This window comes from Vibrio sp. SCSIO 43137 (genome assembly GCF_028201475.1).
Taxonomy (GTDB): Bacteria; Pseudomonadota; Gammaproteobacteria; order Enterobacterales; family Vibrionaceae; genus Vibrio.
In genome coordinates this window covers 2,592,562-2,605,310 of the sequence record NZ_CP116383.1, presented here as the reverse complement: position 1 = coordinate 2,605,310, position 12,749 = coordinate 2,592,562, and the positions used below count along the sequence as shown (strand labels likewise).

6 protein-coding genes and 1 riboswitch are annotated in these 12,749 nt (G+C 47.1%); of the genes, 4 read left to right on the top strand and 2 right to left on the bottom strand.

Annotation, left to right across the window (positions count from 1 at the left end):
• Positions 1 to 88: 88 nt before the first annotated feature.
• Entirely contained in the window at positions 89 to 391 is a 303-nt protein-coding gene (locus PK654_RS12215) for a YebG family protein (RefSeq protein ID WP_271696049.1), read from the bottom strand.
• A 204-nt stretch (positions 392 to 595) separates the two neighbouring features.
• Positions 596 to 740, top strand: a riboswitch (FMN riboswitch).
• Between the two features lie 116 nt (positions 741 to 856).
• On the opposite strand from PK654_RS12215, the gene ribB reads away from it, so the two are divergent.
• The 4 genes from ribB to recD all read left to right on the top strand — a co-directional run bounded on the left by ribB (position 857) and on the right by recD (position 10,793).
• The gene (ribB, locus tag PK654_RS12210) at positions 857 to 1,519 is read left to right on the top strand and encodes a 3,4-dihydroxy-2-butanone-4-phosphate synthase (RefSeq protein ID WP_271696048.1); all 663 of its coding nucleotides are present in this window, start codon (positions 857 to 859) and stop codon (positions 1,517 to 1,519) included.
• A 284-nt stretch (positions 1,520 to 1,803) separates the two neighbouring features.
• Positions 1,804 to 5,229 (top strand): exodeoxyribonuclease V subunit gamma, encoded by a 3,426-nt coding sequence (gene recC, locus PK654_RS12205; RefSeq protein ID WP_271696047.1) that lies wholly within the window; start codon positions 1,804 to 1,806, stop codon positions 5,227 to 5,229.
• A gap of 16 nt (positions 5,230 to 5,245) precedes the next feature.
• Positions 5,246 to 8,908 carry an exodeoxyribonuclease V subunit beta gene (gene recB / locus PK654_RS12200; RefSeq protein WP_443088747.1) on the top strand — a complete coding sequence of 1,221 codons (3,663 nt, stop codon included), beginning with the start codon at positions 5,246 to 5,248 and terminating at the stop codon, positions 8,906 to 8,908.
• Positions 8,901 to 10,793, top strand: a complete 1,893-nt coding sequence (gene recD / locus PK654_RS12195) for an exodeoxyribonuclease V subunit alpha (protein WP_271696045.1) — start codon at positions 8,901 to 8,903, stop codon at positions 10,791 to 10,793. Before recB ends, recD begins: the two co-directional genes overlap by 8 nt.
• A 614-nt stretch (positions 10,794 to 11,407) precedes the next feature.
• Here the strand turns inward: recD and argA are convergent.
• Complete coding sequence (argA, locus tag PK654_RS12185) at positions 11,408 to 12,745, bottom strand: amino-acid N-acetyltransferase (protein WP_271696043.1); 1,338 nt, start codon at positions 12,743 to 12,745, stop codon at positions 11,408 to 11,410.
• Positions 12,746 to 12,749: the final 4 nt, after the last annotated feature.

Genomic DNA, 12,749 nt, shown 5'->3' with positions numbered 1-12,749 from the left:
AGTCAGGGTGGGCAGTTAAGGGAGGTACACAAGGCGGACACAAAAAACGCAGCATAGTGCTGCGCTTATCATTGAGGTATCAGGGCAATCAGGCTGCGTCTTCTTTGCTCTCTTCAGCAGTGTCGACCGCTTCGATTTTTTTGGCTTTTTTCGGTGCGGGTTTGCGTTTTGCACCAAGAGCAAACAGAACATCCTCTTTATGCTGGGCAAGAAACAGGGAAAGCTCTTCCTGTTTACCTTCATCTTCGATCAAGTCACTTTTCCCGATTAGCTCGAAAAGCTCATCGGCCATATCCAACATTTTATCATAAGCGTCAGCTTCAGCTTTAGAGGTAAAAGTCATCTTTTCTTCTCCGTTGCGCTCCACCACGTACTTGACGATTACAGCCATGGTTATCCCTCAGACAAATTAATAAATTACTGTGTGTTTATACAGTTTTATAGTTGATAAGTCTAGCGGTGATAACGGTTCTGAGAGCTTAAGCAGACAATGTATTGATTTGCCTCTTGGTGGCGGATATTAAAAGGTGTATGCTTTGTGCCGCTTAAGTCAGGGACACAATCGCGCCGGACTTAAGCAAAAACGAAATCAATTTAATATTCTCAGGGCGGGGCGAAATTCCCCACCGGCGGTATACCTCTACAGGTGAGCCCGCGAGCGCCTGAACTTAGCTTCAGGGTCAGCAGATTTGGTGAGATGCCAAAGCCGACGGTTATAGTCCGGATGGAAGAGGATGGATGCACTGCATAGATCTGCCTGTAAGGCAGTGGTTGCGGTGTATTTTGTTTTGGGCAGCTAAATAGGCTGCCTCCCTTCGTGATGCCCTGATTCTGGTAAAAATATTGGAGTAATACCATGAATCAGTCCCCAACGTCTCTTTTAGAAAAACTCGGTTCACCGGAACAGAGAGTAGAAAACGCTTTGACCGCATTAAGAAATGGTCAGGGAGTTTTGTTACTTGATGATGAAGACCGTGAGAATGAAGGCGATATTATCTGTTCTGTCGATCACCTGACTAACGAGCAGATGGCGCTAATGATCCGCGAATGCAGCGGAATTGTCTGCCTCTGTATTACCGATGAACATGCCGCTAAGCTTGATCTTCCGCCAATGGTGCAAAACAACAATAGCGCTAATCAGACTGCCTTTACCGTTTCAATTGAAGCGAAAGTAGGTGTTACTACCGGTGTTTCGGCTGCCGATCGTGTGGTCACCATAAAAACCGCCTGTAATCCTGATGCACAACCTACTGATCTGGCAAGGCCGGGTCATGTATTTCCGTTGAGAGCCCGTCAGGGTGGCGTGCTGAGCAGAAGAGGGCATACCGAAGGCACCGTTGACCTGATGACCCTTGCTGGTTTGTCTCCGTTTGGTGTGCTTTGTGAAGTGACTAATCCTGATGGCACTATGGCCAAGACAGCAGAAATTGTCCGTTTTGGTGAGCTGCATAATATGCCGGTTCTTACTATCGAAGATCTTGTCCAGTATCGTCTGGCCAGAGAAGAGAAAATCGCCTGATCATAGGGTTGAGCAGAATTAGTTTCTGAGTCAAACAGGTATAGAGCGAACACAAACACGCGTAAACCTATCTGTGGGGCTCCGCCGCGCCATCCTAGGCGCGGAGGGGCTCTTTCCTTGATGATCTATTTTCTTGATGAAAAAGCTGTCTGACAATCAATGTTGCAGCGTAATTGACAGCCGTTATTTAGTTAAATGCACAACTCACAAATTAGCTAAGCACTTAAGTGGTTGAATATGCTAACCTGACAGCTAAACGTTACTTTGTTATCTGCAGGTGTGCTTTGTTTACGGTTTATCATTCTAATCAGGTCGACATACTGAAATCCCTACTTGTTGAACTGATCAAATCATCCCCCCTGAACAGCCCGTTTAAGAAAGAACAGATTCTGGTGCAGAGTCCGGGAATGTCGCAGTGGCTGAAAATGGCTCTGGCCGATGAACTGGGTATTGCTGCCAATATAGAGTTTCCTCTGCCTGCCACCTTTATCTGGAAAATGTTTGTTACCGTTCTGGATGATGTTCCGGAAAAAAGTGCCTTTAACAAAGAGGCGATGACATGGAAAATCGTACAAGTTCTGCCGGAGAAACTGGAGCTGGCGGAGTTTTCAGCGTTAAAAAAATACCTTTCCGATGATACGGACGGTTCCAGACTCTACCAACTGGCTGAGAAAATCGCTGATGTATTTGATGGCTATCTGGTTTATCGCCCGGAGTGGATAGCCAGTTGGGAAGCCGGCAAAGCCGTTGCTGAACTTGAAGATGAACAGCCGTGGCAGCCCATACTTTGGCAGGCTCTGTACGATCATACCCTGATGTTGAATCAGTCCCCTTATCACAGAGCTAACCTGTATGAAGAGTTTATCGATAAGTTAGAAAACTATACGGGTAAGTTTACCGATTTGCCTGAGCGGCTGTTTGTATTTGGTATCTCTTCACTGCCGCCCCGCTATATAGATGCCCTGAAGGCACTGGGTGAACATATGGATGTCCACCTTATGTTTACTAACCCTTGCCGTTATTACTGGGGCGAAGTAAGGGATCGTAAGTTTCTGGCCAGACTTGAAGCCAACAGCAGAAAGCACCTTGAGTGGTGTGAAGACCATTCAGAGCTGAGTGGTGAGTCGCTGCAGCTAAAAGGTACTCTGGAGCAGAATCTGGCTGATGAGCTACATACTCATGTGATCGGTAACGGCCTGCTTGCCTCTATGGGTAAGCTGGGACGCGACAATATGTACCTGCTTTCCCAGCTCGCTTCTAATGAGATAGAAGCCTTTGTCGATATCGACAGAGAGTCACTTTTACAGCAAATTCAGGCTGATATTCTTAATCTGGAAGAGCGGCAGGATGATGAAAACCTGCTCTCCAGCAGTCATAAAAACTCAATTGATATAAACGATTTTTCCCTTACTCTGCATGGTTGTCATAGCCCGGTAAGGGAAGTGGAAGTATTGCATGATTCTCTGTTGAGAATGTTTGAGCAAAATTCACAGCTGAAGCCACGGGATATTATTGTGATGGTGGCGGATATCAATGCTTACAGCCCGGCGATTCAGGCGGTATTTGGTAATGCCGCTTCAGACAGGTATATCCCTTACTCTATTTCTGACCGGACTGCAAAGCAGGAGAGTCCGGTACTGAGCAGCTTTTTAGAACTGGTTGGCCTGCCTTTTAACCGCTGTCACGCTTCTGAGCTACTTGAACTGCTGGAAACGCCTGAAATTATGGCCCGCTTTGATCTTTCTGATGCTGAGTTTGGCCGGTTAAGGCTATGGATCGAAGAGGTAGGAATTCGCTGGGGAGTCGACAGTGGTACTGCTACTGAGTTTGATTTACCAGAGATGGAACAGAACAGCTGGCTATTCGGTATTCAGCGTATGCTGATGGGCTACGCTATGCATGAGAGCAGCGGCTTTTATCAGTCCGGAGAGCATATTATTGCTCCTTACAATGAGGTTCAGGGGTTAGATGCCGAACTGGCCGGAAAACTGGCGGAGTTTATCAGCCGTATAGCCCACTACAGAAGCGAGCTGGCTGGTGAGAAAACCGCGTCACAGTGGCAGGCTTGCCTGTACCAGTTGAGTGACGACTTTTTCCTTGTGCAGCCGGAAGGAGAAATGGCGGTACAAACTATCCGCGATACCCTTCAGCATCTTAGTGAGCAACTGGAGAGCGCCTGTTATCAGGATAAAATATCCCTGCCGGTTCTGACGGAATATCTTCAGGGTAAGCTCTCTTCTTCCTCTGTTAGTCAGCGTTTTCTGGCCGGGCAGGTGAACTTCTGTACCCTGATGCCGATGCGCTCCATTCCTTTTGATGTGGTCTGCCTGTTGGGAATGAATGACGGTATCTACCCCCGTACTGTTGCGCCGGAAGGATTTGATCTGATTAACGGCCGGGTAAGAGCGGGTGACCGCAGCCGCAGAGATGATGACAGATATCTATTCCTTGAGGCCTTGTTGTCTGCCCAGAAAACTTTGTATATCAGCTATCTTGCCCATTCGATTCAGGATAATAGTGAGTTGGCACCTTCCATTCTGGTTTCGGAACTGCTTGAGTATTGTGGTGCCAATTTCTGCCTTAAAGGTGATGAGCAACTGGAGTCGGACAGCTCCGCACAACGGCTAATCAGTAACCTTACTTATCACCATCCAATGGTGCCCTACAGCAGGCAGGCGTTTAGTAGTGACAAGCCAAGTTATGCTGCTGAGTGGCTGCCTGTGGCGGCTGGTGTGAGCTCAGTGAAAAAAGCCTTTGTTCAGCCTCTGGATGACTATTTAGCCAGTGTTGAGCAACCGGCAGAACTCCCTCTGGCTGAGCTTCAGCGTTTCTGGAAATTACCGGTACGTTACTTTTTTAACCGCCGCCTGAAAGTCTATTTTGAGTCTGCCGCGACTGACATTGTGGATGAAGAGCCGTTTATCCTCAGCGGACTGGATAGTTACCAGCTCAGGGAGGAGATGCTTGCGGCCATGATTGGTGCTTCGGAAGATGAACAGCTTAAGCACAAGCACCAGTTCCATTCTCTTCAGAGAGCAAAAGGGCGCTTACCGGTGGGCGCCTTTGGTGAGCTTGAGTTCGAAAGTAATAGTGAGATGACACAAGCTCTGGCGGCTAAACTGAATGAGCTTTGCTATCAGCCGGAGAGTGACGGGGAAGTTAATCTTGAAATTCCACTGGATGAAAATAAAACCAATGTTCGTCTGACAGGATGGTTAAAACAGCGTTATACGTCAGGACTTGTTCGTTACCGTTGTGGCCGGATACGCAGTCAGGACTGGCTGTCAGGCTGGCTGGATCACCTGTGTGCTGGGGCATCAGGCCTTACTTTGTCGACTCATCTGATTGGATACGATAACAAAACTGGTATTGAACATAAGTTACTTAAGCCGGTGGACAAAGTGCAGGCGTTGCAATGGTTATCCGAGCTGACAGAGCTTTACTATCAGGGAATGAATCAGCCGCTGGCCTATTTCCCTAAAACCGCCTTTACAGGTATAGAATGGCAACTAAAAGGTAAAGAAGATACAGAGAGTAAGATGTCTCAGGTGTTTAACGACAGCTACTCTTTTGCCGGTGAAGGGAGCGATATCTATATCTCCCGTGTCTGGCCGGAGTGGAATAATGCTCTGTATCAATCGCTAATGGGTAATGCACAACAAGTGCTATTGAATGTTCTGGCTTGCAGTGAAGATAAACAAGATGTCTGACAATCAAAATACACAAATAACCGGACAGAGTGGCGCCGAGCAACTGGAGACCATGACGTTTCCTTTGCATGGTGCACGGCTGATTGAAGCTTCTGCCGGTACGGGTAAAACTTTTACCATTGCCGGTCTTTATCTGCGCCTGCTACTTGGTCACGGCAGTAAAGAGAGCAGGCATAAAGAACCATTGCGGGTAAGCCAGATCTTGGTGGTGACCTTTACTGAGGCTGCTACCGCCGAGCTAAGGGACAGAATCCGCAGCAGAATTCATCTGGCCAGAATTGCCTTTTTGCGCAATGAGAGTGATGACCCTGTCGTTCAGCCGCTGCTAGAAGAGATTGAAGATCACCAATGGGCTGCCAGAGTTCTGCTAAATGCAGAGCGGGAGATGGATGAAGCCGCTGTGTTTACCATTCACGGCTTCTGTCAGAGAATGCTGACCCAGAATGCCTTTGAGTCCGGCAGCCGCTTTAGTAATGAGTTTGTTACCGATGAAAGTAAGTTAAAAGCACAGGTTGTCTGTGACTACTGGCGCAGCCAGTTTTATGGATTAAATCAATCTCTGGCGGCGGAGATCAGAAATATCTGGCCTTCACCGGATGCCTTACTGGGGCAGATAGCCGGTTATCTGACCGGAGTGGAAGTTCACCTTAATGTTGAAGCTATGCCCCACGGGCTGGATGAACTGCATCAGTCAAATCTGCAACGAATAAGCGGTCTGAAAAAGGTATGGAGTGAAGCTTCTGCTGATGTCACTGATATTATCAACGCTTCTGATGTAAGTAAGCGTTCATTTACCAAGAAAAACCTGCCTAACTGGATTGCTGAGCTGGATCGCTGGGCAGAGTCGGAAACCACAAACTATCAGTTGCCTGATAAGCTGGAAAAATTCCGCTACGGCTTTTTACAGGAAAAGACACCTTCAGCTAAACAGATACCTGAGCATGATGTTTTTCATCAGATTGAAGCCTTTATGCAGACTGCTCCTTCCCTGCGTGAACCCCTGATGGCTCATGCGGTGAAGCATTGCAGAATTAGACTGCAACAGGCGAAACAGCAGAAGCAATGGCTCTCTTTTGATGACCTGTTGCTGCAACTCTCCGTGGCTATCGATACGGATAGTGAAGGGATACTGACTGAACGTATCAGCAGCTTGTATCCCGTCGCCATGATTGACGAATTTCAGGATACTGACCCTCTTCAATACAGTATCTTCAGCCGTATTTATCTGCATAAGCCGCAAACAGGCTTGTTTATGATCGGTGACCCGAAGCAGGCGATTTACGCTTTTCGCGGTGCTGATATCTTTACCTATATCCGCGCCCGTAACGAAGTACAGGACCACTACACACTAGGTACCAACTGGCGTTCAAGTTCCGCCATGGTAGAGGGCGCCAACCGTTTATTCCGCAATGCGGATTCCCCCTTCCTTTATGAACAGGATATCCCATTCTACCCGGTTTCGTCCCGTCCGGGAGGGAATGAGGCTTTCTGGCAACTGGAAGGTAAGCGTCAGCCTGCAATGAACTTCTGGCTGATGGAAAGTGAACAACCGCTGGCGAAAGCCGATTATCTTGCGCAAATGTCTCAGGCGACGGCAATTAAGATTAAATCGATACTAAAGCTCGCTTCGCAGGGCAAAGCCTCATTTAATAAAAACAGTAAACAGAAAAGCGCCATTCAGGCCGGTGATATCGCCGTATTGGTAAGAACCGGAGCTGAAGCGGCTTTAGTCAGGCAGGAGCTGACCAAGCTGGGTATTTCAAGTGTCTACCTGTCCAACCGCGATAGTGTATTTACCAGCCCGGTAGCTTGCGAGCTAAGAATAATACTTGAGGCACTACTTAATCCCAATGACGAAAGGGCAATAAAGTCAGCCCTCGCCACAACTCTGATGGACAGAGACAGTGCAGAGCTGGACAGGCTTAACCTTGATGAGTTGTTGCTGGAAAGCGTCAGTAATCAGTTCCAGCTTTATCATCAGTTATGGAAGCGGCGTGGTGTTATGTCCATGCTGAGAACCCTGATGAACCATGAAAGTATGGCGGTAAGGTTACTGTCTGCTGAGAACGGAGAACGCTACCTGACGGATTATCTTCATCTTGCTGAGTTACTACAACAGGCTGCACAGGAACTGGAGAATGAACACGCGCTGGTCCGCTGGTTCGGTGAGCAGATTCAGTCAGCCCTTTCCGGTGATAGTGGCGTTTCAGATGAGCAAATCCAGCGTCTGGAGTCGGAACAAAATCTGGTTCAGATTATTACCATCCATAAGTCTAAGGGACTGGAATACGATTTGGTGTTTGTTCCCTTTGTCAGTGCTTACCGTGAAGCAAAAACAGCCAGATATCATGATCAGCAGAAACATGAGACAGTGCTGGATCTTTATAAGGCAGATGAGTCATTAGAGAAAGCCGATCAGGAACGTTTAGCCGAAGATCTACGCCTGCTGTATGTGGCCGTTACCCGTGCTGTTTATGGCTGCTATATCGGTCTGGCACCTTTACGAAGAGGACTGTCAAGAAAAGACCCCAGCAGTGCCCACCTGAGTGCCATTGGCTATCTATTGCAAAACGCAGAAGCACTGGCGAGCAGTGAGTTGAGCCGTAGCCTAAGCCAGTTTGTGGATGCTTCTGCCGGTGATATTTCATGGCAGCCGATTCCGCAGGCTATTGATCTGCAGGAGCAGATAGGTCTGTTTGATCATGATGAGCTTTTTGATCATAGTGAGCTAAAAGATCATCATGATCTAAAAGCTGCAAAAATGCAGGCGCTGATTGATGCTCAGTGGCGTATCAGTAGTTACTCCGGGCTGGCTTCTCACTCTTCAGCAACAAAAGAGGAGTTGATTGCTGACAGCAGTAAGGCTGATGTTGTTATTGAGACTTCTGGTTCAGACAGTGAGCCTGACTGGTCGTTAGCAGATGCTGAAGCCGAAGAGGCAGCGCCTTCTATTTTCACTTTTCCGAAAGGAGCCCGGGCCGGTACCTTCCTGCACACCCTGTTTGAAGAGATAGATTTTACTTTAGCAGTGGATAGCCAACAGACTACAGAAACGGTTGAGAAACTATTGCAGTCTCATCAGTACGAAGCGCACTGGCTGCCTGTGCTGCAATCTATGATAGATAATGTGCTTAATGCAGAGTTGTCCGGCGGGCTCAGGCTGAAGGATAAAGACAGCAGCAAAGTGCTGGTGGAGATGGAGTTTCTATTGCCGGTAAATCATCTGGCTGCTCCGCTGCTTACTCAGTTATCACGCCAGTATGATGATCTGTCTCAACAGGCCGGAGAGCTGGACTTCAACACTCTAAAGGGGATGCTGAAAGGGTTTATTGACTTGATTTTTGAGCATGACGGAAAGTATTACGTACTGGACTGGAAATCAAACCACCTTGGTGACCAGACAGAAGATTATAATCAGCAGGCACTTGAGCAGGCTATGATTGACCACAGATACGATCTTCAGTACCAGATATACTCTCTTGCCTTACACCGTTTTCTGGCGTCACGCATAGAAAACTATAGTTACCAACAGCACTTTGGCGGGGTTTATTACCTGTTTCTGCGTGGCGTAAATAAAGAGAACTGTGACGGAGTAATTTACCGTAAGCCCGATGAAGAGTTCCTGCAGCAATTTGATGTGCTAATTGCTGCACCTGCCGGAGATCAAGCCGATGATTAATATTCTGCAAATGTTAAATAGCAAAGGGGCGATAAGAGCTCTGGATCATCAGTTTGCCCTTTTTATCGCTTCACTGGAAAAAAATAACCCGCAACAACTGGGGTTTATTGCCGGGCTACTGAGTATTGAACTCTCCAGAGGGCATGTCTGTCTGGATATAAAAAACTTAACCCTTGCGGGGCTGCCGGCACTGACCTCTCAGAAACGAGCTGAGCTGAATCAGCAGCTTGATTCTGTTGACTGGCCGCAGCTGTTCGCAGAATCGACAGTGGTGAGTGACGGTAGCACAAGTACCCCGCTGGTGTTTGATGGTGAGCGGCTCTATCTGCAACGTTACTGGCACTATCAACAAGGGCTGGCTGAGCGATTAATAAATCTGGCATTGCCGGCCGGGTTGGACAGTAGCTCTATGGATAACCTTACTCAGCTACTCTCTAAGCTGTTTCCTGAAACGGAACAGGATAACGAAGAGATTAACTGGCAGAAGGTGGCAGCAGCAGTGGCGCTGACCAGAAAGCTGGCGGTGATATCCGGAGGACCGGGAACCGGAAAGACCACTACGGTCACTAAGCTGTTATCTGCTTTGGTTCAGCAGGGGTTAGATAACCAATCTGTTCCTGAGATAAAGCTGGTAGCACCTACAGGAAAAGCCGCAGCCAGACTGACTGAATCTATCGGCAACGCTGTCGGCAGGCTGGATATTCCGCCTGAGGTGCGTGAACAAATCCCTACCAGTGCCAGCACTATTCACCGGTTATTGGGTGCACTGCCTGATCGTGCCGAGTTCAGGCACAATCAACATAACCCTCTGCATCTGGATATATTGGTGGTGGATGAGGCCTCAATGGTGGATTTACCTATGATGTACAAACTGATCACTGCCATGCCGGATAAAGCCAGACTGATACTGCTTGGCGATAAGGACCAACTGGCCTCCGTAGAAGCAGGGGCAGTATTAGGTGATATTTGCTCTTTTAGCCGCTATGACTATAGCCGGGAGCAGTTTAACCAGTTGACTGTTTTAACCGGCTACCAGAATTTACCTTGCTCAGATAGCGGAAACCCGGTAACAGATTCACTCTGTATGCTGCGGAAAAGCTTCCGTTTTGATGAAAAATCAGGAATAGGGCAACTGGCGGCTAAGGTTAATCAGGGGGACAGAACGGCTGTCAGACAGGTATGGAAATCTGGTTACTCTGATATCAGCTATGTTGCTTTATCGACGGAAAGCTATCAGCAATTAATCACTAAGCTGGCGAAGGAATATTCTCTTTATTTAGAAAAACTAGAGAGTGCGGACAGTGATGATCTCAGCAGAGCCCGTTCAGCATTAAAAGCGTTTTCCCGTTGCAGATTACTCTGTGCTAACCGGGAGGGAACCTTTGGTGTTTCCGGAATTAATATGCGTATTGAACAGGCTTTGGCAAGCCAGAGAAAACTGCCGGTCAGAAGAGAGCTTTGGTATCACGGCAGACCAATTATGGTGACCCGCAATGAGCATAGTCTCGGTCTTTATAACGGCGATATTGGTATCTGCATGCTGACAGAAGATGAAAGCGGTGAGCAGAGGCTTAAAGTATTTTTTGAGCTGGCAGATGGTTCAGTCAGAGAAGTTCTGCCGGGGCGGGTTCCGGAACATGAAACCGCCTTTGCTATGACCATACATAAATCTCAGGGAAGCGAATTTGAAACCACTTATATTTTGTTGCCTGATGAGCACTCGCCGGTATTAACCCGGGAGTTGATTTATACAGGCATTACCAGAGCCAAAAACAAGCTGGTTGTTTGCGCAGATGAACAGGTTTTGATGAGAGCGGTGGCAAGTAAAACAGCGCGACTGAGTGGGCTGCAATCTGCTTTAGAGTTATTTACTGAAAGCAATTAGATATTCAGCATTGTCAGACATATATTCAGTCAGTTTAATTGTTTTTTTATGGATTAATCAGTAAATACAATAGGTTATTTATTACCCTTGAACTTATTAATTAAATAGTTATGGTGAGCTGATTAGAAAAAATAAGGGCTTAGCAACGCTAAGCCCTCTATACCCTTGAGTATAATAAGTAGTTAACTACTTTTTGCTACGGTTTCCGAAAAGGAAACCTGCTTAATGCTGTGTCGTCTCTGACAGTGCATAATCATTTTCTTTACACTTTCATTGGCGTGAAACACGCAGTGTACATTCAATCCTTTGAGAAAATCATTTTCGGCCATGTCGATAAAACTTTGCACCGAGTTACAAATAATGGTTCTCATAAAAATTCGCTCATCAAGATAAACACTTTGATGTTTCAGACGTTTAACTGTTAATAAATCGGTTCTCACTGTTGTCTTGAGCCAACTGAGAAAGCCTATTTTACCAGCGATTGTACAAAAATATAGCAAAATTATTATTAACTTGTTATTTAATGAAAATAAATAGAGCTATGTTTCTGATTTTAAAAAAAGAAGTCAGCACTATTTTTTTCTGTTTGAGTAGGCGAATTTTTAAGCAAACGTTTATACGTCAAGTTGCAGTATCTTAGAGCGTCGTTGAAAGTTATAAAGGTCTTGCTTTTTCATCGGCAGTGCGGAAACTTCTACTTCGTAAAAGCCTTGCTCCCTGAACCAGTGCAGACTGTGGGTAGTCAGAACAAAAATCTTTCCAATACCCATGCTTTTTGAACGTTGCTTCATTTTATTCAGTAGATCAACACCGCGGTTGCCGTCCCGGTAATCGGGGTGAATAGCCACACAGGCCATCTCTGCCATTTTTTCATCTGGATAAGGATAGAGCGCCGCACAGCCAATGGTCAGTCCATCTTTCTCGGCAATAATAAACTGATGGATCTCCTGCTCCAGTTGTTCTCTTGAGCGCCTGACCAGAACACCCTGCTGCTCCAGCGGACGGATAAGGGATAGAATACCGCCGATATCATCAATATCAGCGTTGCGGATTCTCTCTGCACTGGCCATTACCACTTGAGTACCAATACCATCGATGGAGAAAAGCTCCTGAATCAGGGCGCCGTCAACGTTATAACTGATTAGATGGCTTCGTCTGACACCGGCACGGCAGGCGGATACGGAGCCGCGTAAAAAGCGCAGTGTCCCGGAACTGTTGCCGTCGTTCGTTAAGTTGTCTGATTCAAGCTTTTGCAGTATATGTTCTGCATGGCTGGGGAAAAGCTCCGCTATTACCTGACCATCATCATCAAGAATCCCCTGTTCTGAACAGAAACCGATTAGCTTGTCGGCATTCAGCCTGATTGCCACCTGAGTGGCGACCTCCTCAGAGAGAAGGTTAAAACTCTCTCCGGTCACAGAGCCTGCAACCGGGCCAAGCAGAACAATAGAGCCTTGATCCAGAATCTGGTTAATAGCCTCTGTGTTTATTCTTCTTACTTTTCCGCTATGGCAGTAATCAACACCATCATCTACACCAAGTGGCTGGGCAATAACAAAATTACCGCTGACTACATTGAGCTGGGTACCGGCCATAGGAGTATTGTTCAGGCTCATTGAGAGGCGGGCCGAGATAGTCAGTTGCAACTGACCGGCTGCCTGCATAACTAAGTCCAGTGCTTTTTCGTCAGTGACCCGGATACCCTGATGATAAGGCGTGTGGCAGTCACGCTCGTCCAGAATGCGGTTAATCTGAAGCCTCGCTCCGTGGACAATCACTATTTTTACACCAAGGCTATGTAGCAGGGCGATATCACTGATAATGCCGGAAAAGTTGTTAGCGTCAACGGCTTCACCACCAAGCATAATCACCATGGTTTTTCCACGGTGAGCATTTACATAGGGAGTTGACTGCCGGAAACCTTTAACCAGTGCGGTATTTCTAATCTTCATAGTG